We start from the raw sequence: 26167 nt of genomic DNA on the forward strand, positions 1-26167 counted from the left end.
TATACACCTTCTTGTTTAACTTCTTACTTCCATTATAACGTAAAGATAGGAAAGAAGAAAAATAGAATGAAGTCCATAAAAGACCTCATTCTATGAAAAATTACGCCGCAACATCTCTCTTCCTAAACACCCAAAAAGCTAAGCCAATGAATACGACAAAATAAATAACGAGCATAGTAATGGAGAAAGACAAAGTCATGCCGCTCACTAAAGGAGTTCCTTCCAAATACTGCGTTAAATCGGTGTTGGCAAATAATAAATATTTCGCCCAATCAAACCATTTCGCTAATAATAAAGTGACTGTATTCCCCATAAACATTAAGAAAATCGATATCCCAATTGCGAGTGAACTATTCCGAAAAACGGAAGAAATCATAAATGCCATAGTAGTGAGCATAAATAAACTGATCGAATTTAATCCATAATAGCTTATTAAATGCATGAGAATGCTTTGTTCCTTCACTACCCCATTGTAATAAAATAAATATGGATACACTTCTTTCGGCAGTCCAAACAGAATGGCACCTAATATAAAAGAAAAGGCAAAGATGATAAAAATAGTTAATAACCCGAAAAGTAATACCGTTAAATATTTTGATAATAGAATCTTTATTCTGCTTAATGGACGAATAAGGAGAAGTTTTATCGTACCCCAATTAAACTCGTTTGCTACGATTCCAGCTGCAATAATAATTGTAAATAAGCCTGCAAGACTAAGCAGTTGGATACTATCAGCAACAAAATCCCATGCAGAGTATTCTACATTTGTACTAAAATTATGTGTAATTCGATACTCGTTTATAGCTATTTCTTTTGTATAATAATTCCTTGTTTCTTCAGGAAGGTGTTCATCTTCCAGCTGTTCATTATAGCGCTTATTTTCTAATTCAAGTCCATGTTTCCAGTTCTCATTATCAGGGACAGAAAATCCACTTGATTGATATTTATTAAAAGCACCAAGCAATAAAACAGCAATTAATAAGAGCACGATCATTACTAATGTTGCTGGACGTTTCCATATCTTCATCCATTCATTTCTTATTAGCTGCATTAATTCAGATCCTCCCTGTGGTTAGTCAATTCTAAAAATCGATCTTCTAATGTTTTTGATACTTCTTTTATGCCAAAAATCTGAACGTCCTGTAAAGCAAGTGCTTTTATTATTCCAGGTATTTGTTCTTTTGTTACCGTAATATGAACTCCCTGCTCTCTTGGCATAACTTGCACTTCCGGCATCATTCCCTGTATATGACTTATGGCCTTATCAACAGGATAAAGCTCCATTTCAAATACTTGCTCTACTGCAACAAAGTCCTTTACTAACTGTACATCGACCAGTTTACCTTCTTGAATAATGCCGATGCGATCACACATCATTTCCATCTCTGCTAACAAGTGACTGGAAACAATAACTGCCATGTTTCTCTCTCTAGCTAGCATTCTTAAATGGTCTCTTATCTCTCTTATCCCTGCAGGATCTAATCCATTCGTTGGCTCATCTAAGATTAATACTTTAGGATCATGCAAAAGGCTTTGCGCAAGGCCTAAACGTTGTCGCATTCCAAGTGAATAAGTGCGAACTTTATCATGAATTCGATCTTTTAAACCAACTAATTCAACTGTCTCCATTATTTTTTGCTTTGATATACCTTTCACCATTCGAGCATAGTGCAGAAGATTTTCATACCCACTCAAAAATTTGTACATTTCCGGGTTCTCTACAATGGCTCCAACATGCTGGATTGCTTTCTCAAACTGATCGCGAACACTCTCCTTGCAAATAGTGATATCCCCATCACTCATATTAATGAGACCAACAATCATCCGGATTGTCGTTGTTTTCCCTGCACCATTTGGACCAAGAAAACCAAATACTTCTCCTGCTTTTACTTGGAAACTCAACGAATCAATTATTTTTCTTCCATTGATTATTTTTGAGACATTTTTTAATTCCACTACGGATGTCACTATTATTTACCAGCCTTTCATTTGTTTATATTTGCCTTCATCCACTCGATAATGGATTGACCTTTTTCTTCCCTTAAATCCTCTACTGAAAGATTGGCGATTACATTCCCATTATTTAAAACAACTATATTATCTAAAATGGATTCAACCTCTACTATCTCATGTGTTGCTATCACAACGGTCTGTTTTTCAAAATCAATATAGTTTAATAATCCTTTAACAATTGATTCCCGCACCAGTGGATCTAAACCTGAAAAAGGTTCATCCAGTAATAAAATTGGCGCTGTCCGAGCTAAACAAAGAACAAGCTTCAGTCTTCCTCTGTTTCCCTTCGAAAGATTCTTTATTTTTTTATTTTGCTCTAACTGCATAAAATCTAGTAATTCTTGCGCTTTACCAAGCTGAAAATCATGAAACTGCGATGCTGTATATCGTATCATTTCTTGAATAGTAAAAGATTCATAAAAACGGTCTAGCTCCGTTAAATAGGAAACATCCTCTGCAATTCTACGTGTAGCATTTTTTCCATTGACTAACACCTCGCCATTAGTCGGCTGGACAAGACCAGCAATCATTTTCAACGTGGTTGATTTTCCACTTCCATTTGTACCAAGAAGACCATAAATTTTTCCCTCTTCTAAGGTTAAATTTACATTTTCCACTGCATACTCTCTACCATATCTTTTGGTTACATTGCGAAATTGTATCATTTACTTTTCACCCTTCTTCTCTTGAAGATAGATTTCTAATAACTGAACCATTTCTTCTCTTTTGATTCCTAGCTCTTGCATATTACGAATAAACTGTTCCAGTAAATCATGTTGAAGCTTTGTTCTTAGCTCCTCTATAATATCTTCTGATTCGGTTATAAATGTACCCTGACCTCTTCTCGTTTCCACAATCTTCATCCTTTCCAATTCACCGTACGTCCGTTGAATTGTATTTGGATTAACTCCAGATGCAATAGCCATTTCTCGAACAGATGGCAATTTATCTCCTGGCATCCGTTCATAGCGCGCAATTTGCTGTGTAATTTTTTCTACGATCTGCATGTAAATTGGTCTGGATGATTCAAATTCATCTGCCATGGTAATCTACACCTCCACTTTCTTTTCCAATAACCAAGAAGCTATTAGAAATAGGAAGAATAGTGTTAGAATATATCCGCATAATGAAAGAATAGATATCTCTGTTGTTTCTATAGAAGCCTTAAAAAAATTCCGACGTGCTTCAAAAGCAAGTGTATTGTCTACAGAAATTACTGATTTTCTTTTAAGAGCATCAATAACCGGGATTCTATTAAACCAATAGACAGCAATATTCCAAATATTCCAAAGAAGGATTAAAACGACCCAGCGTATTTTATTTAACCATACGATTTTTTTCATGCTGTGATAAAGTGTCCATGAGAAAAAGACCCAGCTGCTGAGGTATATGGATATTCCTAACAGGATTAAACACATAAAAAATAAATTTGTTTGATTGAAAGCTAGTTTCAATTCTCCAACATTCATACTAATCACTGCCACACTAAACATTAAAAACAATGATATTATCGAATACAGGATTCCTGCAATCCATTTTGATAAAAGGAGTTTTATGCTGCTGTTAGGATTATGAAGCCATAATTGTGTTTTCCCTTCTATATTTAAAGAAGTTAACAAAAAGGATGGAAGGTAAAACACATGCGCAAAACAGAAAGTGATGGCAAAAATTGCGACCAACATAATTGTTTTGTAATAACTAGATAGTACAATAGACGTTATCAATCCCAAACTGACAATAATAATACTCGTATACAGAAAAGGAAGACCAAGTTTTAAATCTTTTTTTAATAGCCCATTAAACGAATTCATTTAAATCACCTCATTGTATTAGTGTATTATCTACATAGTACACTAATACTCCAATACTAGTCAATAGGCTTCAGCTAGTTTTTCTAACAATTATATAAATAGTCGGCAAAACACTATGTAAAAAAAACCAAAACAATTATACGTAGCTTTTCCCAGCATTTTCGTATAATTGTTTTGGTTTAAATGAAGCTAGACACTTGTTCCAATCTTTTTCAATCAAGAAATATTTACCGTCATTTTATATGATTATTTCTCGTCTTTTACACGTGTGATTTTTATCTCTTTTAGTAACTCTTTTACGACATGGCTAGCCATTATTAACCCAGCCACAGAAGGAACAAATGCGTTTGAAGATGGTGGCATTTTCGCCTTCCGAATCGGCGCATTATCTTTTCCGACCACTTTACGAACGTCTTCACGAATTACAATGGGACTTTCATCTGAAAATACGACGTTAATCCCTTTTCTAATTCCTTCTTTACGAAGTCTTGTACGAATAACTTTTGCAATTGGATCTGTATGTGTTTTACTAATATCTGCAATTTGGAAACGAGTAGGATCCATTTTATTTGCTGCGCCCATGCTTGAAATGATTGGGATATTTCGGTTTAAACACTCTTTCATTAAGTGAATTTTATAAGCTATCGTATCAGATGCATCTATGATAAAATCTAAGCCATAAGCAAAAATTTCTTCATATGTTTCTTCGGTATAGAACATTTTCAATGCAATTACTTCACAGTCTGGATTAATATCTGCAATACGTTCTTTCATAATATCTACTTTAGGACGGCCAACTGTAGATAATAATGCAATTACCTGTCTATTGACATTCGTAATATCCACATCATCCTTATCAATTAAGATTAATTTTCCTACGCCTGAACGAGCTAACGCTTCGGCAGCAAAGGAACCAACGCCTCCGATTCCTAGAACAGCAACCGTACTGTTTTTCATTGTCTCTAGCCCTTCTTTGCCAATGGCTAGCTCATTTCTCGAAAATTGATGCAACATCTGTTTTCAACTCCATTTAATTTTTCCTACCAACTAATTATGTTTACATATTCCCTTATCAGGAATTTTCATTCTGAAAGAATAAAATTATTACTTAAGAAATATAACATAAATTTTTATCAGCTACCACTACCCTTTCCTTGTTTCCCGATAAGAATTAAAATTTTCCAATTAAATGATAGTTGTAAATATTGCAAGTACTAAAGAACAAAATATGTAATGAGTAAAGAGGATCGATCTCTATTCATAGCTAAATGCTCTGGTAGCCAGTATAAAGCGATACATATTTAACTCCAGTAAATAAACACAAAACGTCTTTTTCGACATAAAAAAACGAACAATCATACGAAATATTGTTGATATCTCCGCATAATTGTTCGGGTCTACATTTGGTGAAATACTTCTATTCCAGTCTCTTAATCATTATTTATTCAGTTTCAAAGATAAATGTAAATCTGTTAATTGGTTTTCACTTACTTCACTTGGAGCATTTGTCAAAAGACAGCTTGCACTTGCTGTTTTAGGAAATGCAATCGTATCACGAAGATTCGTACGTCCAGATAGCAGCATAATTAAGCGATCTAAACCAATTGCAATTCCTCCATGTGGTGGAGTTCCATATTCAAACGCTTCTAACAAGAAACCAAATTGAGCATAAGCCTCTTCCTTAGTAAATCCTAATAAGCTAAACATTTTTTCTTGAATTTCTTTTTCAAATATACGTAGAGAACCACCGCCTAGCTCATAACCATTTAACACAATGTCATAAGCTTGTGCTTTCACTGCTTCAGGATTCGTATCAAGTAATTCTAAATCCGCTCTTTGAGGCATTGTGAATGGATGATGTGCTGCATAAAAACGGCCTTCTTCTTCGTCATATTCAAATAATGGCCAATCTGTCACCCATAAGAAATTGAATTTACTTTGATCAATTAAATCTAGCTCTTTTGCTAATTTTAAACGCAGTGCTCCTAATGCATCGGCAACGACATTCTTTTTATCAGCGACGAATAAAAGCAGGTCTCCTGCTTCAATATTTAACGCTTGCTCAAAGCCTTTTTGCTCTGTCTCGGAAATAAACTTAGAAATAGGCCCTTTTAAGCCGTCTTCTTCAGCTTTTAACCAAGCAAGACCTTTTGCTCCATACACTTTTACGAACTCTGTCAATGCATCAATATCTTTACGAGAATAGTTTCCACTAGCATTCTTTACATTTATTGCTTTTACTTGACCACCTGTTTCAACTGCTGAAGCAAATACTTTAAAGCTAGAGTCTTTCACTATTTCAGAAAGGTCAACTAATTCCATCTCAAAACGAGTATCTGGTTTATCTGAACCATATCTACTCATTGCTTCATCATAAGGCATTCTTGGAAATGGGAGTGTAACATCAATATTCTTAACTTCTTTCATGATTTTTGCCATCATTGCTTCCATCATACTCATAATATCTTCCTGACTCATAAAGCTTGTTTCCAAATCAAGCTGTGTGAATTCTGGCTGACGATCTGCACGTAAATCTTCATCACGGAAACAGCGAGCAATCTGATAGTATCTCTCTACTCCACCGACCATTAATAATTGCTTGAAAATTTGCGGTGACTGAGGCAATGCATAGAATTCACCTGGATGAACTCGGCTAGGTACTAAATAATCTCTTGCCCCTTCTGGCGTACTTTTTGTTAAGATTGGTGTTTCAATATCCAAAAACCCCTCACTATCAAGAAAATCTCTCATCACTTTTGTGACTTGATGACGCATTTTTAAGGTTTCAAACATAACAGGTCTTCTAACATCTAAATAGCGATATTTTAAACGTACATCTTCTGTAACATCTGTTTGATCAGAAATAACGAATGGAGGAGTTTTTGCTTCATTAATGATTTTAATTTCATCCGCAATTATTTCAATTTTTCCTGTTTTAAGGTTTTCATTAACTGTACCTTCTTGGCGTGCAACTATTTTTCCTTTTATATCTAGTACAAATTCATTTCTAACCTTATCAGCAATTTCGATTGCCTCTTTATTTATCTCTGGATTAAATACTACCTGAACGATACCTGTACGGTCACGTAAATCAATGAAAATCAGCCCGCCTAGATCTCGTCTTTTTTGCACCCAGCCTTTTAAAACAATACTCTCACCAATCGATTTTTCTGTTACTTCACCACAAAAATATGTTCTTCCAAACATGAAGTATCCTCCCTATAATCAACATTTGTTTATTCACATTTTTATATTCCTAACGACTCATTCATATGTTTTATTTTCTTTATTTCCATATTGAAAACAAAGAAAATAGCCCTACCCTTCATCCCCCTTGCTCAGAATGCACTAAAATCCTTTAGGGCACTTACAAGCTCGGTTAGCGGAATTTCTTTTTGTTCTCCTGTTTCTAACAGCTTTAAGTTAATTTTGTTATTTTGCAATTCATTTTCTCCTAAAACAGCGACATATTTAGCGTGAAGACGATCAGCTGCTTTAAATTGGGCCTTTACTTTGCGATCAAGATAATCCCTTTCAGCAGAGAAACCAGCCTGTCTAAGCTCATTTACTAATCCTACCGTGTAATCCTTCGCTTCTTCTCCTAACGAAACTAAATAGCAATCCACTTTCTTTTCAATAGGTAATTCGATTTTTTCTGCTTCAAGGGCAGAAAGTAATCGTTCTAAACTCATAGCAAAGCCGATTCCAGGAGCTTCAGGACCGCCTAATTCTTCTGTTAAGCCATTGTATCTGCCTCCACCACATAATGTAGTAATAGCCCCAAACCCTTCTGCTTCACTCATTATTTCAAAAGCTGTGTGGTTATAGTAATCCAAACCTCTAACTAGATTGGAATCAACAACAAAGGGAATATTTAAAGCCGTTAAATATTTTTGTACCTTTGTAAAGTATGTTTTTGACTCTTCATTTAAGTACTCTAGGATAGATGGTGCAGACTTCATTAATGGATGATCATGATCCTTTTTGCAATCTAGGATTCTCATTGGGTTTTTCTCTAGTCTTGTTTGGCAATCATGACAAAATTCCCCGATGCTCGGTTGAAAATGTGCAATTAGCGCTTCTCGGTGAGCTTGTCTACTTTCTTTATCACCTAAACTGTTAACAACTACTTTTAACTTTGATAATCCCATTGTTTGATAAACGGAATATGCAAGTGCAATTACTTCCGCATCAATAGCAGGATCTTTACTCCCAATTGCTTCCACACCAAACTGAACAAACTGACGAAAACGTCCAGCTTGTGGTCTCTCATAGCGGAACATTTGCCCTAAATAAAAGAGCTTAATTGGCTGAGATGCATATCCATGCATTTTATTCTCCACAAATGAACGAACAACCGCCGCTGTTCCTTCTGGTCTTAATGTTAAGCTTCTTTTTCCTCGATCCTCAAAAGTATACATTTCCTTTGTAACAATATCCGTTGTGTCTCCAACACTTCGTAAAAATAATTCTGTATGTTCAAATATAGGAGTGCGAATTTCGCTATATTGATATCGATCACAAAGTTGTTTAATTTTCCCTTCAATATATTGCCACTTTTCTACGGTCCCTGGCAAAATATCTTGGGTTCCTCTTGGAATATTAATATGCATTTTATGTATCCTCCCTGCTATTAGAAAAACGCTGATATCCGCGCTTAATTCGTAATATTTTCAAATAAAAAAATCTCGTCCCTTGCATCCATCTGAATACAAGGGACGAGATTTTTCCCGTGGTACCACCCTAATTGAAGATTTTTTCTTAAATCTCCCACTTTGCAGTTAACGCCTGCGCACGTTTCTACCTACTAATGAAGAATATTTTCAGAAGAAAGCCTCCCTGAGTGTTCTTTCTCTAAGTCATCATGTAGAAATGCTTGCAGCCTTCATGACATTTCCTCTCTGTTCATGTGTCTCTTAGATACTCTTCTCGATCAATGGCTTTACTAGATTATTTATTATTATTTAATTAATAATAAATAGGAAAGATTGTATTGTCAATAGGATATGAAAATGATTTCCCGCTCTATTATAATTTTCCTAGCTGTTTCTTTAGTTTTTTTACTTCGCCTAATGAAAGACCGAATTCAGAAGCTAGCTCAACCGCATTTGAATTTCCTTCTCTTTGAATAAAATCGTGAAAATCGACACCTAGTAATTTTGAATCAATTTCACTAGTTGATGAACTTTTTTCACCAAATCTCATGCATTTCACCCTTTTTTCTGTTATTTTTTTATAGTATTACCATGAGTGGCTAAAAAATTTCATCAAAAAAATAGTTTCTTGTCTAAATTTGATTAAAAAAAATAAGAGTAGCATAAAGGAATATACCTTCAAAAAGAAGAATCTTATTCTATGTGAAATTATACTAGTCAGCTTTAGACAATTACGGAAGGAGTGCAGCTTGTTTGAAGAATATAAGATGGATGCTATTACTTTTAGTCAGCATCTTCTTCATTCCTACACAGTATCAACATGTATCAGCAGAAAATCAATCAACTGTTCAAGCTAATACGGTCGTAAACGTTAGAGAAAATCCTGGGCTTGATCAAAATGTTATTGGGAAAATGGAGATAGGAAAAGCATATCCTTTAATAAAGGAAGAAAAGGATTGGATTGAAATTCAATATACCTCTTCTTCTACTGGATGGGTAGCCGCTTATTTAGTAACCAAAAATGGAAAAAGTACAACTGACGGCCAAATGGAAAAAGAAGAAGAAGCAATTACTTCCCATTCAAACAAAGCCACAATTACAGAGAATGGCCTTCGCCTAAGAAAAGGACCAGGTACAAATTATGAAGTAATTACCACTTTAGGTAAAGGAATTGAAGTTACCGTCCTTTCCGTAAATTACGATTGGTACCAAATCAGAACAGCTTTAGGAACTGGATGGGTTCACAATGATTATCTTCTGTTTGAAGATTCTTCTAATCATACAGAAGCAGGAGTACAAAAAAAGTCTAAACAGGAAATAGCTACTGTTGCAGAAGATCAGATTAATCTTCGCAGCAATCCATCTACTAGTGCAAAAATCATCGGGAAAATCAGCATTGGCACTGTAATTACTATAATAGAAGAAGAATCTAATTGGGCAAAAATTCAATACTCTGGTAATATCGGCTGGGTTCATAAAGATCTGTTAAAGAGTAGTGATATAGAAAGTAGAAAAGGAAAAACAATCGATAAGAAAGTTAAACTGCTCTATGATAGAACAAATATTAGAAGCGATGCAACCGTCAATTCAAAAATCTTACTTGTCGCAGATAACGGCGAAACCTTTCAAGCAGTAGAAATAATTGATGATTGGTATAAAATTAAACTTGCAGACGGCGAATTTGGATATATTGCGGAATGGCTGGTTGAAGATTCGGCATCAAATGATCTCCAAATTACTAATGCTACAGCTACAAAGGATTTAAAGGGAAAAACAATCGTTATAGATCCTGGGCACGGTGGAAAGGATAGTGGCACAATAGGCATTATCGGTACACTTGAAAAGACATTAAATCTTCGTACCGCAAAGTTACTTGCTAATAAACTCGAAGCCTCTGGTGCAAAGGTAATCCTAACTAGAAAAAACGATCTATTTATCCCGTTACAAACAAGGGTCGATATAAGCCATTTCTATCATGCAGATGCTTTTATAAGCCTTCATTATGATAGCATAAGTGATCGTTCCGTAAATGGTGTTACAAGCTATTACTACACATCTAATCAGAAAAAATTAGCAACCAGCTTACATAAAAGTATCATTGAAGCAACCGATCGAAAGGACAGAGGTGTTAAACAAAATTCATATGTCGTCCTTAAGCAAAATAGACAACCTGCCTCTCTTTTAGAGTTGGGATATCTAAGTAGTCCCGCTGAAGAACAAACGTTACTTTCTAACAAGTATCAAGAGACCATTACAACAGCTATCCATAATGGCTTAGAGAATTATTTTAGCTATTAAAGCCTGTTTAGTGAATAGTCATAAAAAAAATAAAAAGCCAAACAATCATCCGAGCTTTCGTGATTGTTTGGCTTTTTTCTATCTAGATTACTTATGGTTCTAACCTTTTTTAGTTGTATAGGAATCAATCATTTAATTATTTACTATCTAATATTAATGTTACCGGTCCATCGTTTATTAGCTGAACATCCATCATCGCACCAAAAATACCTGTTTCAACAGTTAGGCCATGGCTACGTAAAAGCGTATTGAATTGATCATATAACACCTTTGCCTGCTCTGGCTTTGCGGCATCCATAAAGTTAGGTCTTCTTCCTTTACGCGTATCTCCATATAGGGTAAACTGGGAAATCGATAAAACGGCTCCCTCCCTATCTAAAATACTATGATTCATTTTCCCATTCTCGTCTTCAAAAACGCGAAGATGGATAATTTTATCTGCAAGGTATTTAGCCTCTTCCAATGTATCGCTATGTGTAATACCTACAAGAAGAACGAACCCTTTCTCAATAGCGCCAACTATCTCTCCGTCTACTTCCACTTTTGCTTCTTTTGATCTTTGTAATACTACACGCACACTAAAGACTCCTTAGTTCATTATTCTTCGTACAGAATAGACATCTGGAATTTGTTTAATTCGATCGACAACTTTTTGAAGATGATTGACATTTAGAATCATAATACTCATGTTAATCGTCGCAACTTTATTACGGTCAGACTTACCAGATACGGCTGATATATTAGTTTTCGATTCATTAACGGCCTGGAGAACCTCATTTAATAAACCTCTTCTGTCATAGCCACTTATTTCAATTTCAACATTATATTCTTTGCGGTTATTTAAATTCGTTTCCCATTCCACAGGAATTAGTCGAGCCTTTGCATCTTCAGTGTCAATATTGGTACAGTCTGCCCGATGAACGGAAACTCCTCTTCCTTTTGTGATAAAACCAACTATCTCATCACCTGGCACTGGATTACAGCAGCGAGATAAACGAATTAATAAGTTATCAATCCCTGTTACTCGAACACCAGAAGCACTCTTTTTATTATTGGAAAAAGACTTTAATTCAGCAACTGCATTTGAGATAGTTGAAATCTGTTCTGCATCTCTTTTCTTCCGCCATTTTTCCGTTAACCTATTGGCAACTTGTAGTGCTGTAATTCCGTTGTAGCCTACAGCAGCATACATATCTTCTTCTGTCATAAAATTAAATTTTTCAATTACTGCCTTCACATTCTCCGGTGTAAGAATTTCTTTTAAATCAAATTCCATATTACGAATTTCTTTTTCAACTAATTCTTTCCCTTTTTCGACATTTTCTTCCCTACGTTGTTTCTTGAAAAATTGTCTAATTTTATTTTTCGCTTGGGATGTTTGCGCTATTTTTAACCAATCTTGACTTGGTCCATACGAATGTTTACTCGTATGGATTTCAACAATATCACCTGTTTTTAACTTGTAATCAAGAGTGACCATCTTGCCATTCACTTTTGCTCCAATCGTTTTATTTCCGATTTCTGAATGGATACGATAAGCAAAATCAATTGGTACAGAGCCAGAAGGTAACTCAAACACATCTCCCTTTGGTGTAAAAACAAACACCATATCTGAAAATAAATCAATTTTCAGACTTTCCATAAACTCTTCTGCATTTACGATATCATCTTGGAATTCTAATATTTCTCTAAACCAAGTTAATTTTTCTTCCAATGAGGATCCTTCATTTACGGATTTTCCCTCTTTGTAGGCCCAATGAGCTGCAATCCCGTATTCAGCAATTCGATGCATGTCCTGTGTACGAATTTGCACTTCTAAAGGATCACCCTTAGGACCGATAACAGTTGTATGGAGAGACTGATACATATTAGCCTTGGGCATCGCTATATAGTCTTTAAAGCGGCCAGGCATTGGTTTCCATCGCGTGTGTATAATCCCTAGTATGGCATAGCAATCTTTAATACTGTTGACAACAATCCTTACTGCTAATAAGTCATATATTTCATTAAACTGTTTATTCTGTAAAACCATTTTGCGATAAATGCTGTATATATGTTTTGGTCTTCCCGAAATATCTGCTTGAATCTTTACTTCTGCCGTACCTTCACGAATTTCAGTAACTACTTCATCTAGGTATTGTTCTCGTTCTGCTCTTTTCTTTTTCATTAAATTTACGATACGATAATATTGCTGTGGATTCATATAGCGTAATGCAGTATCTTCTAGTTCCCATTTAATTGTAGAGATTCCTAGACGATGAGCAAGTGGGGCAAAAATCTCCAATGTTTCATTTGAAATACGACGCTGCTTTTCTGCAGGTAAATGCTTCAATGTTCTCATATTATGAAGTCTGTCTGCTAATTTAATTAGGATAACACGAATGTCCTGCGCCATCGCTACAAACATTTTGCGATGATTTTCTGCTTGCTGTTCTTCATGTGATTTATATTTAATTTTACCGAGCTTCGTTACACCGTCAACGAGCATGGCCACTTCACTGTTAAATACTTTACTTATATCTTGTAAAGTAATTTCCGTATCTTCAACAACGTCATGGAGAAAACCTGCTGCTACTGTTGCTGGATCCATTTCTAAATCAGCCAAAATTCCTGCTACTTGGATTGGATGAATAATATATGGTTCCCCAGATTTCCTATATTGTTCACGATGAGCTTCTCTTGCATAGTCATAAGCTTTTTCAATAAAAGCTACGTGCTCTTCGTTTAAATATCCTCTAGTCTTATCGATGACTTGTTCGGCGGTTAACACTTGATCGTTCGCCATGTAATCACCTTTCATATTACAATTATATTATTTAAATTTAGCATATTTTAGACATTCTTTCTATCCTACTACTTTTATGCAAGATTACAAAAAAGAATAAAATTTATTTTAGAATGATTATTACTATTATCGAAAAAAAAAGGGAGATTGTAAAGGGATTGGAAGTAATTTTTATATGGAAAGAAAGAAAAATGTCGAATGAAGGCGATTTCTGCCTAAACATAGCAATTTTTTCTTTCTTTTTCTTTTCGATTATGAAAAAGAGCGCTTGATCAGCGCTCTTTTTTTCATGTATACGGATTAATATTCCATTAATGTTAAAATATCATATCCATCTAAATTTTTACGTCCTTCAAGATAAGACAATTCAATTAAAAATGCAATACCAGCGACAACCCCACCTAGTTCTTCAACTAATTTAATTGTCGCCTCAATTGTACCGCCTGTCGCTAATAAATCATCTGTAATTAAAACACGTTGGCCCGGTTTAATCGCATCTTTATGGATTGTTAATACGTCTTTTCCATATTCCAAGCCATATTCTACTTTAATCGTTTCTCTCGGTAATTTGCCTTCTTTACGAACTGGAGCAAAGCCAACTCCAAGCGAATAAGCAACAGGACAGCCAATGATAAAGCCTCTTGCTTCTGGTCCCACAACAAGATCAATTTCTTTTTCTTTTGCATACGTTACAATTTGATCTGTTGCATATCTATATGCATCACCATTATCCATTAATGTTGTTATATCCTTGAATCTGATCCCTTCTTTTGGCCAATCTTCAACGATCGTAACATATTGTTTTAAATCCATTCTTTTACTTCCTCCTCATTATTGACGGATTTCTTTAGAATAAGATCAAACCAATTTTTAAGTTGTTCATAAGATGAATAAATTAATTCATTTTCCAGCTCAAATTGCGCTTGTTTTTGTTGAAAAGAGATAGATTCTGTTAAATCTCTTTTTGGAACATTCTTATTCAGTGAAATAAATCCATCCTTCATTGTAACAAAATTTAATTCAAAAAACACCTTTGACATAAAATCTACCGTTTCTTTACTCCAACCTTTTCTTCTAGCGAGCTCTCCGCCGAATTTTTGCAGGTGAAAATTCCCCTGTTTTGCTAAAAAAGCATAGAACCATTTAAAATGATCACGAGTTGGCATGGTACTAAAAAAGTCACTTTGTTGTTTATAAAAAACAGCATAGATTCTTTCAGGAGCATTGTTAGATAACAATGTTTTTAGCATATCCAAACTAGGGGGATAATCTGCCAGTACCATAGTATTATTCATCGATTCTAGGAATGCTGCTTGCTCTATTGATTCAATCACCTGATAAGAGACTTGTTCATCCATATCCTTAGGAACAGAATCTTGATGAAAAAAAATCCACTGTGCATTTTTAGGCACTACTTCGTATAATTGATTCACTTTTCTTAAACTTCGATAGTCAAACAGCTGCCAATGAGGAACCTCCATATCTTGAATAAAGATTTGTGGTTTTTTACGATTATTCCATTCGTTTATCGAAAGCTCCCCTAATACAGACACTTTTGCACTTGGAGAGATATGATCACATAAGTCACCAATTCCAAATCCTATTCCATCTAATTCAAACTCATTATCTTTTAATACAATCTTTAAATGGTTTTGATTGGAACCTATTTTCCGCATATTGTCGATTTCTAGATCACAGAAGGTTAATTTAGGCTTGGGATTATCGACTCCAAATGGGGCGAGCATTTGCATTTCCTCTATTGATTTAATAGATATATCACTTATTGAAAAGCTGCCATCCACCTTTGTTAATGGAATGAGATTTTCTTCTGTTAATTGTTCAAAGGCTAATCTATTTAAACTATCTCTAAGAACATCTACATCTTCTATTTTCAAAGACATTCCTGCAGCCATTGGATGCCCACCAAAATGAGGCAGAATATCTCTACACGTCGATAAATTTTTATATAAATCAAATCCCTCAATACTGCGAGCAGATCCTTTTGCTATTCCCGTTTCCTTGTCATAACTTAATACAATCGTTGGTCGATAGTACTTTTCTACCAATCGAGAAGCAACGATCCCCACAACGCCAGGGTTCCAGCCCTCTTTCCCTACAATTAGAACACGATTTTCATTTAATGGATAGAGCTCGTCCACTTGTTCCATCGCTTCCACTGTTATCTGATTTACAATCGCTTGTCTTTCTTTATTTGTTTCTTCCATTTCTAATGCTAGTTCTTTTGCAATCTCTGGATCATCTGTTAATAATAAGTCAACAGCCGGATCCGCATCTCCTAATCTGCCAATAGCATTAATACGTGGTGCAAGCATAAATCCGATTGTTTCTTCATTAATCGTATTTTTGTCGATATTCATTTGACGATATAATGCATTTAAACCGATATTATCTGTTTCTTGCAGTGCCCTGATGCCTTTTTTCGCAAGAAGGCGATTTTCTCCTGTTAAGGAGACAAGATCAGCGATTGTTCCAATTGCCGCAAATGGCAATAAATGATGGGGAACTTTTCCATAAAGAGCGTGAGATAGCTTGAAAGAAACGCCTACCCCTGCTAACTCACGGAACGGATACTCGCTACCTTCTATCTTGGGGTGAATGATCGCAAGTGCCTCTGGCAATATTGGTCCTGGCTCATGGTGATCGGTAATGATTAAGTCTATTTCCAATTCTTTTGCCACTTCCGCTTCATGAACAGCAGCAATACCCGTATCGACTGTAATAATCAATTGAACACCAATGCTTTTAGCATAGCGAAAAGCCCTCTCATTAGGGCCATATCCTTCGGTAAATCGGTTTGGAATATAAAATTGCACATTGGCTCCAAGACCCTCTAACGTTTTCATCATAACGGTCGTGCTAGTTACTCCATCGGCATCATAATCTCCAAAAATAAGAATTAATTCTTTGTTAGTAATTGCCTTTTGTATTCGATCTACAGCTATATCCATTCCTAAAAGCAGGAAAGGATCATGAAAATCATTATTATCATCAAATAAAAAAGCTTTTGCTTCCTCTGATGTATGATAACCTCTTTTCATTAAAAGAGAGGCTACAATTGGTGCTAGTTTTAGCTCTTCTGCTAATAGTGAAATAGTTTCTTGATTAGAAGTTTCTTCTTGTATCCATCTTTTTTTGGAACGTAACATTCAATCACCTCAATCTAACTATTATACAAGTTAAAAGAAGTCGTTTCAATGCAGGAAGAATGGAAAAACGAATAGTCATTTTTTTCATAATAACTTTAAATATAAAAAAATTATTTAAGAAATCATTTCCGATGAAAAAATAGACAAAAAAAGATGTCTGAAAAGAAATTAATCGAAGTAAACACTCCCCAACGAATTTCTTCTTGCAGACATCCCTTTTTATTTTAGATCTGTTAGAACCTTTTCCTTCTCTTTTTTATCATCCGTTTTTTGTTCTAATGCCTTTTTTTCTTTTTCCAATGTTTTAATTTTACGTTGCAATGAATAAATACGAATAATTCCAGCAGAGCCAATAATTAATCCACCAAGAAGAACAGAAATTAATATGACTAAAATAAGCGGCCAGTCCCCTTCGCCAAATAAGTAATTAACAGAAACCGGTTCGACATTAATAACAGCAAAGACCGCAACAATTAAAGCAAAAATAATTCCCAAAAGCATATTCCATTGAAATTTCATTTACTTCCCTCCCTTTGTATTTTTGGTTCTATTATTTCCTATTTTCCATCTTTCCACTATCATAAACAAGTATTTTTTTAGCGAACATACAAAAACCTGCTCCTTCTGCTTTAGGAGACAGGTTTTTGAAGTGTTTCTTATACTTGTGGTTCGTCTGAAATTGGGCGTTTTTCTTTATACGTAATTAAGACACCTTTTCTCTTTAACTCTCTCTTCTTCCAAACATACCAAAGCTGGGATGCAATAAAGATAGAAGAATAGGCACCGCCGATTAAACCAATTAATAACGCTAAAGAGAAGTTTGTGATGGCACTGCTTCCGAATATTAATAAAGCCACTACACAAATCACAACCGTTATTACAGTATTTATCGAACGAGCGAATGTCTGTCGAATACTTCTATTGATAATATCTTTAATTTCTTGTGGTGTTTTGATACGCTTTTTCTTCGCTAAATTTTCTCTTATACGATCAAAGGTAACAATCGTATCGTTAATCGAGTAACCGACAATTGTCAACACGGCTGCGATAAAAGTAATATCTACTTCTAGTCGTGTGAGACTGAAGATCACGATAATAAAGAAGGCATCATGCAGTAATGCTATTACAGCTGCAAGACCCATATATACTTCAAAGCGAATTGCCACATAAATAATGATTCCGATAGAGGCAAAAATTATCGCTTTAAAGGCATTTTTAGCTAATTCTTTCCCAATTGTTGGTGATACACTGCTGACGTTTGGATCATGCCCATACGTCTTATTAAACTCTGATTTTATCGTATTAATTTTAGTTTGACTTAAATCACCTTTAATACGAATAGCAGCAGTCTCTTGCTTATCACCTGAAATGATGATATCGTCTGCTTTTACATTCAGCTTATCTAAGTGATCTTCAATTTCAGCAGTTGTTAATGCTTTATCTGCCATAACTTCTATACGAGATCCACTTGCAAAATCAATTCCAAGATTAAGCTTGAATATAAACATAATCACAATCCCTGCCACAATTAAAACACTAGAAATTGTAAAAAATATATTCTTATATTTTACAAAATCAAGACGATCAAATTTGGTTGGCAATGTTAAAGTATCGTAATTTTCGCTAATATGCTTAATGTCTTTACGATTGACTCCAAACCACGTAATTTTTTTATCAAACAATTTACTTTTCACTAGTAAACCGAGTAATAATCTAGAACCATAAACAGCAGTAATAAAACTTACTAATATACTAACAATTAAGAGTGTAGCAAACCCTTTTACTGAACTTGTCCCATAAATAAATAAAACAATCGAAGCTATAATGGTAGTTAAGTTTGCATCAAGAATGGTTCCAATGGAGTTTTTATTTCCTGCATGAAATGCAGCTCGCAGCGACTTTCCTACCCTCAGTTCATCCTTGATTCGTTCATAGGTAATAATATTTGCATCTACAGCCATTCCAACACCGAGAATAAGTGCCGCAATTCCTGGAAGCGTTAATACCCCTTGCATTAAATCAAGAACCAACAGATTTAGATAAACATAGATGGACAATGTAATGATAGCAACTAATCCAGGCAGACGGTAATAGAGAAGCATAAATAAAAATACTAGGCCTACACCAATTATGCCCGCATATACTGTATCTTTTAACGCTTGATCTCCAAACTGTGCACCAACACTTGTTGAATATTCTTCCGTTAATTTAACCGGCAACGCCCCAGCATTTAATAATTCAGCTAATCTGGTCGCCTCATCTACGGTAAAATTACCAGTTATAGATACAGTATCCGAATTAATCACTTCACTTACCATCGGTGCGGATAAGTATTTTGGTTCTTCTTTGGCTGCTTCCGCGTTATAAGAATCTCCTTCTTCAAAGTCTAACCAGATGACTAAAGGACTACCTAAAACTGATTGCGTTACTTCTTTAAACTTATTTGCATCTTTTAGTTTTAAAGAAACACTAGGCTTTCCATACTGGTCAAATTCTTGACTTGCTCCTCCCTGCACTAAATCAGAGCCATCTAGCAATTTCTTATCGTGGATATCTCTGAATGTTAGGTTAGCTTCTGTTGAAAGCATTTCTCTTGCTTCATTTTGATCTGTTATACCAGCAAGTTGAACTCTTATTCGGTCTTTTCCCTCTATTTGAATAACAGGCTCGCTTACTCCTAAAACATTTATCCTTTTATCTAGAGCTTGAGCTGTACTTTTTAAAGCCGCTTCATCAATTTTTGCTTTGCCCTTTTCCAGCGGTTCTACTTTATAAAGAACTTCAAATCCACCTTGAAGGTCTAATCCAAGCTTAATATTGTCTAAAATTTTATTTGTTGTTCCTCCCATTAATCCTGCCGCCAAGACAATGATTAACAAAAAAGCAACAATTCTACTGCGTTTAACCATTATGTATTAATCCTCCTCATGAAATACAAAGCAGAAACTTCCCCAACTAATACTAGCCATATTCATTGTTATTTATCAAAAATGATGTCCTCTTTTAATATGAACCTTATAATTAGGTGTTATTCTATTTTTGCGGTTCACTTCTTTCCAGTAAATTAAACTAGCGATTTCTTCTGTTACTTAGAATAAACTCATTATGGAACAGTTTATCATGACTGTCAATTTGTATAGAAAAATATACTAGTAAAGTTATTCTAATTGTCACATAAAGTTAACGACTTGGCTTTTAATACCACCATCCCAGACCATCATCAATTAAAAAACTACCAGAAGAAGTTTTGATTAATAAAACTCCATTATTTCAATAATTCTTTTTTCTCTTCTTCTGATAAGACAGAGAAAAGATCTGCCGTTTTATATGCCTCGATAGTGGCAAAGTTCATATAATCTGCCACCTTAACATTCAGTATATCTTGTACTAGCTCCGAAATTCTAATTTCTTGAGCGGGCTTTCTCCATTTTTTATTCGTTAAAAATACCCATAGCTCGTCTTCCTTAATAGTCTCATAGCCTAGTAAGTGAAACTCTTCTATCTTGCTATTTAATACAGGCTTAACTTGTGAACGATATTGGTCATATATGTGTGTTGATGTTGACGACATTCCTATTCACTCCATTACAGTCATTTTATGTTTCCTTTTAAACATGAGCTATCTGCTTTTACTTCTATACCTCCATAATGCTAAGCAAACCAATTTACATAGAAAAAATATGATTCCATTTTCATCCTAACAATAAAATATCGTCTCTTCCTTACAACAAACGTACTTTTATAAAAAACCTTGTCATGCTTTGTCCACTCTGTTGCATATAGATAATTGTATAGTATTATTCGCTATTTGAGAAGGCAGGGAATAGAATGTCTAAGTTTTTAAAGGGAACAATGATTTTACTTATAGCAGGATTTATTACTAGAGTCCTCGGATTTATAAATCGAATTGTTATTGCACGATTTATCGGAGATGATGGGGTTGGACTCTACATGATGGTTTATCCGACAATGATATTAGTTGTGACCATCACTCAGCTTGGACTGCCTGTAGCTATCTCTAAGAATGTTGCCGAAGCAGAAGCTGCAGGGAATTTACGAAAAGTCAAGAGCATCTTAATCATTTCATTAAGTACAACATTAGGTCTAACAGTAATCTTCACTCCAGCTTTATTTCTTTTAGCACCTTATCTTTCCCAAACACTATTTACAGATGAAAGAACTCTTTTGCCACTTCTTGCGATTACACCAATTATCCCAATAATCGCTGTTTCATCTGTTTTAAGAGGGTATTTTCAAGGTAGACAAAATATGAAGCCAGCTGCAATTTCTCAAGTGATTGAACAAATCGTTCGGATTGCGTTAATTGCGACTTTAACAAAAGCTTTTCTACCTCTTGGAGTCGAATATGCTGCTGCAGGGGCAATGTTAGCTTCTGTTCTTGGAGAACTTGCGTCTTTATTCTATTTACTGGCATCATTTAAATGGAAAAAGAAATTTCACTTACGGAAAAAATTCTTCCAATATGTACATAATGGAAAAAATACTTTCCAAGAATTAATGACAATAGCTTTACCAACAACGGGGAGTCGTATGATTGGTAGCATTGCCTGGTTTATTGAACCTATTGTTGTAGCCCATAGTTTATCATTAGCTGGTCTTTCTGCTATCAATGCAACAAAACAATATGGAGTATTAACTGGATTCGCACTCCCACTCTTAATGCTGCCATCCTTCTTCACTCAATCATTATCAACATCTCTTGTGCCTGCTATTAGTGAAGCAAAGGCTAATAATCAACTAAAGCTAATCGAACATTTATTACAGCAAGCACTTAAATTCACCTTTATGACAGGTGGACTTGCCATTGTAGTGCTGTATGTTTTGGCTGAGCCTTTAATGACCATTATGTACGGAAGCACAAGAGGCACTTCCTTTATTCAGCTTATGGCACCGTTCTTTATTCTTAATTATTACCAAGGCCCACTCCAGGCTACTTTGCAAGCCTTAAATTTTGCTAGAGCAGCAATGATTAACAGCTTTATCGGCGCAGCCGTTAAAACAGCGTTAATTTTTATTCTTGCAAGTCGACCAGAGTTTGGAATTTTCGGCGTAGCTATTGCTCTAATTGTTGGATTTGTTTTAGTAACGATCCTTCATTTTGCTACAATATTAAAAACAATCAGTTTCTCGATTATTGTGAAAGATTATGTAAAAATGCTGCTTGTTATCATGCTAACTGCCTATCTTGGCTCTCTTTTAGTCAAATCAATAACATTCCCTTCCATTCTGATACAAATCATTAGTATTACTAGTTTAATCTGTATCTTTTATATCGTATTGCTTTTCCTTTTCCGTTTAATGAACAAAAGAGATTTAGCAAAAATCCCTTGGATTGGTCCATTTTTTTCTTAAAACTACTTAAACTGTAGCAACCAATGAGCATTCCGCTTCTCACTGGTTGCTTTTTTACTGAAAGATTTCATTGTTGTTCTTTCTTTAATGATCAATCAAATCAATATAAAATTCACCTTCTTGATAACTGCAAAAGGAGATATTTTTTATATTAACATATCCTCTATCTTTCAATTGCTGTCTTAACCATAGATTAGTTTTTCCTATTCTATCTAGGTTGCTCTCTTGAATAATTCCATCCATAATTAATGGGATGGTAATAGATGACTTATTTTCTTCCTTTTCAAATACAGAAAGTTTACCTGATGTTTCTAGTATGGCAAACTCTACATCTGCAATATTTCGGATATTTTTTTCTCTCAGCTGAATTAATAAGTCATCATAATTATAGCGCTGACTTCTCATGGCTTTTTCGTCAATCTTGCCATTTTTAATAATCAATGTTGGTTCTCCCTCAATAAAATCACGCATTTTTTTGCTTTTTAAGGAAAAGAACGCAAGAAGCACTTGGATGGCTAGAAGGATAAACATTGGAAATAGTGTTGGTAAAATCGGATCCTTATAATCTTCTATAGCAACAACAGCAATTTCTGCGATCATAATGAATACAACAAGATCTAGTATGCTTAATTCCCCTATTTCCCTTTTTCCCATCATTCGAAAAATAAGAACGATTAAGAAATAGATTAAAATCGTTCTAAACAAAATGATCAAATACTGGTCCATATTATCTCCTCCGATCAAATATGTTCTCTTTTAATCTGCTCTATAAGATAAAAATAATACGGGAAAGCAGCATTATAACGATGAGAGAAAAATGTATTTTTAAATATTTTTTAATTCTATTTTCTTCCTTCCTGAATATGCTTGTACTAGAGAACTTTTATAGAAAACTTTAGATGTTTTGGAAAGGAGAGGTTTACAATAGAAGAGAGTAAACATGTTGGCAGTTCCATTTTATACGGTCTAATTGCCATTTTCATTATGTTAATAGCAAGTAGTTTGTTCTTTTCCCTTTTATTAAGATTTACATCTATTCAAGAATCATCCCTGCAACATATTATTACAGCCGTATCCTTTATAACTTTATTTGCAGGTGGTTTTATTTCTGGCGGGAAAGGAAAAGAAAGAGGTTGGTTTCTTGGGGGACTTACTGGGTTCATCTATTCCATCATCATTTTTTTATTTTCCTTTTTAGGCTCAGACCAACTATTTACGATAGAACAAACCATTTATCATGTATGTTATACCCTTATTTGTATGATGGGAGGGATATTAGGGGTAAATCTTTCCAAAAATAACTAACCAAAAATACTTCAAATAAAATATAAAAGTGCAGTCTTATTTTTTAAGACTGCACTTTTTTTACTTATTGTTCTGTTTTTTCTAATGTTGGACTAGCTACTGCAGCAGAGGATTCTACGACTTCACGAATTGCATTACGATCAAATGTCAGGCGTGAACCATCTTTTGCTTTTAACACAACCGTTCCTTCATCAATTGCATCGATTGTAGCATGCATGCCGCCAATCGTGACAATCTTGTCCCCTTTTTTTAAGCTACTCTGCATATCACGCACAGCTCTTTGACGCTTTTGCTGTGGACGGATAAGCAAGAAATAGAATAGTACAAACATTAAAATAAACGGTAGTAAACCAGCTAAATTTCCCATCTATATTTCCCCTCCTTTCAAATTCTCTATTAAAAGTTTTTAGCGTTCGGCTTATTAAATCCATAACGTTCGAAAAACTCTTCTTTAAAATCTCCTAAACGGTCGTTTCTGATTGCGTCTCGGACATTCTCCATTAAGTTTAACAGAAAATATAGATTATGGTAAGATGTAAGCCTTATTCCGAATGTTTCGTCACATCGAATAAGGTGACGAATATATGCCCGGCTATAATTTTTACAAGTATAGCAATCACAATCTGGATCCAAAGGTCCAAAATCTCTAGCATATTTAGCGTTTTTCACAACAAGACGGCCTTCACTTGTCATCACCGTACCATTTCTTGCTATTCTAGTTGGTAACACACAATCAAACATATCAATCCCACGAATCGCACCATCGATTAATGAATCTGGTGAACCTACTCCCATTAAATAACGCGGTTTATTATCCGGCATTAATGGTGTTGTAAATTCGAGGACACGATTCATCACATCCTTAGGTTCTCCAACTGATAATCCACCGACTGCATAGCCAGGTAAATCTAAAGAAACTAAGTCTCTTGCACTTTGTTTGCGAAGTTCTTCGTATTCTCCACCCTGAATAATACCAAATAAACCTTGATCCTCTGGACGATTATGTGCCTTTAGGCAGCGTTCTGCCCAACGAGAAGTACGTTCCACTGATTTCTTCATATAATCATATTCTGCTGGGTATGGCGGACACTCGTCAAATGCCATCATAATATCTGACCCTAATGCATTTTGGATTTCCATTGCTTTTTCTGGAGAAAGGAATAATTTATCCCCATTTAAGTGGTTACGAAAATGTACACCTTCTTCCTCAATTTTGCGGAAATCACTTAAACTAAAAACTTGAAATCCGCCAGAGTCCGTTAATATCGCTTTATCCCAATTCATGAATTTATGAAGCCCGCCCGCTTCTTTTACAATGTCATGACCTGGTCTTAGCCATAAATGATACGTATTACTTAAAATGATATTTGCTCCCATCGTTTTTAAATCTTCTGGAGCCATTGTTTTTACTGTTGCTAACGTTCCAACTGGCATAAAAGCCGGCGTTTCAAAAGATCCATGAGGTGTATGCACAATCCCCAATCTGGCGCCTGTTTGCTTACAAGTTTTTATGAATTCATAACGTATTGCTGTCAAATTATTTTCTCCTTCATATAAAGTGAATCTTCCTCGAGATTCATAATTCACTTCCATTTTTAATGAAAAATATCTATTAACAAAAAAGCAATAGAATCAACTATATTATTCTAATGAATATTACTACGAAACTCAAGCAATTGATAAACCCTATCATGCGGATCTATTACTATTGTATAAACATTGCATCGCCAAAACTAAAGAAACGATATCTTTCTTTGACTGCTGTTTCATAAGCATGAAGTACATTCTCTCTTCCTGCCAGTGCACTTACTAGCATAATTAACGTCGATTTAGGCAAATGGAAATTCGTAATCATGCCATCAATTCCTTTAAATTCATATCCAGGGTAAATAAAGATACTTGTCCAGCCACTGCTTTCTACAAATTCACCATTATTCGCAGCAGCAATTGTTTCAAGTGTTCTAGTTGAGGTTGTTCCTACAGAAATTATTCGTCCGCCCTGACCTCTTACTTTATTTAATAAAGCAGCTGTTTCCTTGTTAAGCTGATAAAACTCAGCATGCATTTCATGCTTATCTACATCTTCGACGTTTACAGGCCGGAAAGTGCCTAGACCGACATGCAGAGTAATAAAGGCAATATGTACACCTTTCTTTTTCAGCGCATCTAACAATTCTGTCGTAAAATGGAGCCCTGCTGTTGGAGCTGCTGCAGATCCCCTTTCCTTCGCGTAAACAGTTTGATAACGATCCTGATCGTCTAGTTTTTCTTTAATATAAGGAGGCAGCGGCATCTCGCCGAGTTGATCCAAGATTTCATAAAAAATGCCCTCATATTGAAAATCAAGAATACGACCACCGTGTTCCAACTCTTTTACACAAACCGCTTTTAGTGTTCCATCTCCAAAGGAAATTACGGTACCTTCTTTAACTCTTTTTGCCGGCTTAACAAGTGTTTCCCACATGTCATCTTTTTGCTGCTTCAGCAATAATACTTCAATATGTGCTCCAGTATCTTCTTTCTCGCCATGTAATCTTGCTGGCAATACCCTTGTATCATTTAATACTAAACAATCTCCAGGATTAATATACTCGTATATATCTTTAAATTTGCGATGTTCTAAATCGCCAGTTTCTTTATTAACGATCATGAGTCTGCTGCTTGTACGATCCTCTAATGGAGTTTGCGCAATTAATTCTTCTGGTAAATGAAAATCAAATAAATCTACTTTCATGTCTATCCACCTATTCTCTTTTATAC

The 26167-nt window shown here is 35.0% G+C and carries 23 protein-coding genes and 1 other annotated feature; of the genes, 3 read left to right on the top strand and 20 right to left on the bottom strand.

From position 1 onward, the window contains the following. Positions 1-100: 100 nt before the first annotated feature. The 9 genes from C2I06_RS10640 to C2I06_RS25020 form a co-directional block, all read right to left on the bottom strand. Complete coding sequence (locus tag C2I06_RS10640; RefSeq protein ID WP_095331675.1) at positions 101-1051, bottom strand: ABC transporter permease; 951 nt, start codon at positions 1049-1051, stop codon at positions 101-103. After that, entirely contained in the window at positions 1051-1968 is a 918-nt protein-coding gene (locus C2I06_RS10645) for an ABC transporter ATP-binding protein (protein WP_095331673.1), read from the bottom strand. The genes C2I06_RS10640 and C2I06_RS10645 overlap by 1 nt, the downstream gene beginning before the upstream one ends. A gap of 17 nt (positions 1969-1985) precedes the next feature. Then, positions 1986-2678, bottom strand: a complete 693-nt coding sequence (locus C2I06_RS10650) for an ABC transporter ATP-binding protein (protein ID WP_095331671.1) — start codon at positions 2676-2678, stop codon at positions 1986-1988. Beyond that, positions 2679-3056 carry a GntR family transcriptional regulator gene (locus C2I06_RS10655; RefSeq protein WP_095331669.1) on the bottom strand — a complete coding sequence of 126 codons (378 nt, stop codon included), beginning with the start codon at positions 3054-3056 and terminating at the stop codon, positions 2679-2681. A gap of 6 nt (positions 3057-3062) precedes the next feature. Beyond that, positions 3063-3824 (bottom strand): hypothetical protein, encoded by a 762-nt coding sequence (locus tag C2I06_RS10660; protein ID WP_095331667.1) that lies wholly within the window; start codon positions 3822-3824, stop codon positions 3063-3065. 246 nt (positions 3825-4070) lie between these two features. Beyond that, entirely contained in the window at positions 4071-4838 is a 768-nt protein-coding gene (locus C2I06_RS10665; RefSeq protein WP_095331665.1) for a tRNA threonylcarbamoyladenosine dehydratase, read from the bottom strand. Positions 4839-5261: 423 nt separating this feature from the next. After that, complete coding sequence (aspS, locus tag C2I06_RS10670; RefSeq protein ID WP_095331663.1) at positions 5262-7031, bottom strand: aspartate--tRNA ligase; 1770 nt, start codon at positions 7029-7031, stop codon at positions 5262-5264. Between the two features lie 131 nt (positions 7032-7162). After that, positions 7163-8437, bottom strand: a complete 1275-nt coding sequence (gene hisS, locus C2I06_RS10675) for a histidine--tRNA ligase (RefSeq protein WP_123258037.1) — start codon at positions 8435-8437, stop codon at positions 7163-7165. Between the two features lie 98 nt (positions 8438-8535). Further along, positions 8536-8770, bottom strand: a binding site (T-box leader). Between the two features lie 82 nt (positions 8771-8852). Then, on the bottom strand, positions 8853-9029 hold the full coding sequence (locus tag C2I06_RS25020) for a hypothetical protein (protein ID WP_164463668.1): 177 nt from the start codon (positions 9027-9029) through the stop codon (positions 8853-8855). A gap of 203 nt (positions 9030-9232) precedes the next feature. Here C2I06_RS25020 and C2I06_RS10680 point away from each other — a divergent pair, with 203 nt between their 5' ends. Beyond that, positions 9233-10777 carry an N-acetylmuramoyl-L-alanine amidase family protein gene (locus tag C2I06_RS10680; protein ID WP_123258038.1) on the top strand — a complete coding sequence of 515 codons (1545 nt, stop codon included), beginning with the start codon at positions 9233-9235 and terminating at the stop codon, positions 10775-10777. Between the two features lie 136 nt (positions 10778-10913). Here the strand turns inward: C2I06_RS10680 and dtd are convergent, their stop codons facing one another. The 7 genes from dtd to C2I06_RS10715 form a co-directional block, all read right to left on the bottom strand. After that, entirely contained in the window at positions 10914-11354 is a 441-nt protein-coding gene (gene dtd, locus C2I06_RS10685) for a D-aminoacyl-tRNA deacylase (protein ID WP_095331657.1), read from the bottom strand. A 12-nt stretch (positions 11355-11366) separates the two neighbouring features. Further along, a complete protein-coding gene (locus C2I06_RS10690) occupies positions 11367-13562 on the bottom strand; it encodes a RelA/SpoT family protein (protein WP_095331655.1) in 2196 nt (731 codons plus the stop codon). 300 nt (positions 13563-13862) lie between these two features. Continuing rightward, complete coding sequence (locus tag C2I06_RS10695) at positions 13863-14375, bottom strand: adenine phosphoribosyltransferase (protein WP_095331653.1); 513 nt, start codon at positions 14373-14375, stop codon at positions 13863-13865. After that, positions 14366-16729, bottom strand: coding sequence for a single-stranded-DNA-specific exonuclease RecJ (gene recJ / locus C2I06_RS10700; RefSeq protein ID WP_123258039.1), 2364 nt, complete (start codon positions 16727-16729; stop codon positions 14366-14368). The genes C2I06_RS10695 and recJ overlap by 10 nt, the downstream gene beginning before the upstream one ends. 219 nt (positions 16730-16948) lie before the next feature. Next, complete coding sequence (locus tag C2I06_RS10705; protein WP_095331649.1) at positions 16949-17248, bottom strand: LapA family protein; 300 nt, start codon at positions 17246-17248, stop codon at positions 16949-16951. Between the two features lie 137 nt (positions 17249-17385). Next, the gene (gene secDF, locus C2I06_RS10710; protein WP_095331647.1) at positions 17386-19638 is read right to left on the bottom strand and encodes a protein translocase subunit SecDF; all 2253 of its coding nucleotides are present in this window, start codon (positions 19636-19638) and stop codon (positions 17386-17388) included. Between the two features lie 356 nt (positions 19639-19994). Next, positions 19995-20300 carry a post-transcriptional regulator gene (locus tag C2I06_RS10715; protein ID WP_095331645.1) on the bottom strand — a complete coding sequence of 102 codons (306 nt, stop codon included), beginning with the start codon at positions 20298-20300 and terminating at the stop codon, positions 19995-19997. Positions 20301-20557: 257 nt separating this feature from the next. Between C2I06_RS10715 and spoVB the strand changes: the two genes are divergently transcribed. Then, positions 20558-22102 (top strand): stage V sporulation protein B, encoded by a 1545-nt coding sequence (gene spoVB, locus C2I06_RS10720; protein ID WP_123258040.1) that lies wholly within the window; start codon positions 20558-20560, stop codon positions 22100-22102. An 84-nt stretch (positions 22103-22186) separates the two neighbouring features. Here spoVB and C2I06_RS10725 read toward each other — a convergent pair whose 3' ends face one another. Next, a complete protein-coding gene (locus tag C2I06_RS10725; protein ID WP_095331641.1) occupies positions 22187-22828 on the bottom strand; it encodes a DUF421 domain-containing protein in 642 nt (213 codons plus the stop codon). Between the two features lie 228 nt (positions 22829-23056). Between C2I06_RS10725 and C2I06_RS10730 the strand changes: the two genes are divergently transcribed. Continuing rightward, on the top strand, positions 23057-23407 hold the full coding sequence (locus tag C2I06_RS10730; RefSeq protein WP_328824417.1) for a TIGR04086 family membrane protein: 351 nt from the start codon (positions 23057-23059) through the stop codon (positions 23405-23407). A gap of 64 nt (positions 23408-23471) precedes the next feature. On the opposite strand, the gene yajC is transcribed toward C2I06_RS10730, so the two are convergent. From yajC to queA, 3 genes are all read right to left on the bottom strand, one after another. After that, on the bottom strand, positions 23472-23774 hold the full coding sequence (gene yajC, locus C2I06_RS10735) for a preprotein translocase subunit YajC (protein ID WP_095331637.1): 303 nt from the start codon (positions 23772-23774) through the stop codon (positions 23472-23474). Positions 23775-23803: 29 nt separating this feature from the next. Beyond that, a complete protein-coding gene (tgt, locus tag C2I06_RS10740; protein ID WP_095331635.1) occupies positions 23804-24943 on the bottom strand; it encodes a tRNA guanosine(34) transglycosylase Tgt in 1140 nt (379 codons plus the stop codon). A gap of 169 nt (positions 24944-25112) precedes the next feature. Continuing rightward, positions 25113-26141, bottom strand: a complete 1029-nt coding sequence (gene queA / locus C2I06_RS10745; RefSeq protein WP_095331633.1) for a tRNA preQ1(34) S-adenosylmethionine ribosyltransferase-isomerase QueA — start codon at positions 26139-26141, stop codon at positions 25113-25115. Positions 26142-26167 lie beyond the last annotated feature (26 nt).

This window comes from Niallia circulans, assembly GCF_003726095.1.
GTDB lineage: Bacteria > Bacillota > Bacilli > Bacillales > Cytobacillaceae > Niallia > Niallia circulans_A.

What these genes read in the sequence shown, in the direction of transcription:
- C2I06_RS10665 (WP_095331665.1), bottom strand. Translation starts at nt 4,838, where the DNA reads ATGTTGCATCAATTTTCGAGAAATGAGCTAGCCATTGGCAAAGAAGGG.
- hisS (WP_123258037.1), bottom strand. Translation starts at nt 8,437, where the DNA reads ATGCATATTAATATTCCAAGAGGAACCCAAGATATTTTGCCAGGGACC.
- yajC (WP_095331637.1), bottom strand. Translation starts at nt 23,774, where the DNA reads ATGGGAAATTTAGCTGGTTTACTACCGTTTATTTTAATGTTTGTACTA.
- C2I06_RS10650 (WP_095331671.1), bottom strand. Translation starts at nt 2,678, where the DNA reads ATGATACAATTTCGCAATGTAACCAAAAGATATGGTAGAGAGTATGCA.
- aspS (WP_095331663.1), bottom strand. Translation starts at nt 7,031, where the DNA reads ATGTTTGGAAGAACATATTTTTGTGGTGAAGTAACAGAAAAATCGATT.
- secDF (WP_095331647.1), bottom strand. Translation starts at nt 19,638, where the DNA reads ATGGTTAAACGCAGTAGAATTGTTGCTTTTTTGTTAATCATTGTCTTG.
- spoVB (WP_123258040.1), top strand. Translation starts at nt 20,558, where the DNA reads ATGTCTAAGTTTTTAAAGGGAACAATGATTTTACTTATAGCAGGATTT.
- C2I06_RS10705 (WP_095331649.1), bottom strand. Translation starts at nt 17,248, where the DNA reads ATGAAATTTCAATGGAATATGCTTTTGGGAATTATTTTTGCTTTAATT.
- queA (WP_095331633.1), bottom strand. Translation starts at nt 26,141, where the DNA reads ATGAAAGTAGATTTATTTGATTTTCATTTACCAGAAGAATTAATTGCG.
- C2I06_RS10660 (WP_095331667.1), bottom strand. Translation starts at nt 3,824, where the DNA reads ATGAATTCGTTTAATGGGCTATTAAAAAAAGATTTAAAACTTGGTCTT.
- C2I06_RS10695 (WP_095331653.1), bottom strand. Translation starts at nt 14,375, where the DNA reads ATGGATTTAAAACAATATGTTACGATCGTTGAAGATTGGCCAAAAGAA.
- recJ (WP_123258039.1), bottom strand. Translation starts at nt 16,729, where the DNA reads ATGTTACGTTCCAAAAAAAGATGGATACAAGAAGAAACTTCTAATCAA.
- C2I06_RS10655 (WP_095331669.1), bottom strand. Translation starts at nt 3,056, where the DNA reads ATGGCAGATGAATTTGAATCATCCAGACCAATTTACATGCAGATCGTA.
- C2I06_RS10640 (WP_095331675.1), bottom strand. Translation starts at nt 1,051, where the DNA reads ATGCAGCTAATAAGAAATGAATGGATGAAGATATGGAAACGTCCAGCA.
- C2I06_RS10690 (WP_095331655.1), bottom strand. Translation starts at nt 13,562, where the DNA reads ATGGCGAACGATCAAGTGTTAACCGCCGAACAAGTCATCGATAAGACT.
- C2I06_RS25020 (WP_164463668.1), bottom strand. Translation starts at nt 9,029, where the DNA reads ATGAGATTTGGTGAAAAAAGTTCATCAACTAGTGAAATTGATTCAAAA.
- C2I06_RS10725 (WP_095331641.1), bottom strand. Translation starts at nt 22,828, where the DNA reads ATGGACCAGTATTTGATCATTTTGTTTAGAACGATTTTAATCTATTTC.
- C2I06_RS10715 (WP_095331645.1), bottom strand. Translation starts at nt 20,300, where the DNA reads ATGTCGTCAACATCAACACACATATATGACCAATATCGTTCACAAGTT.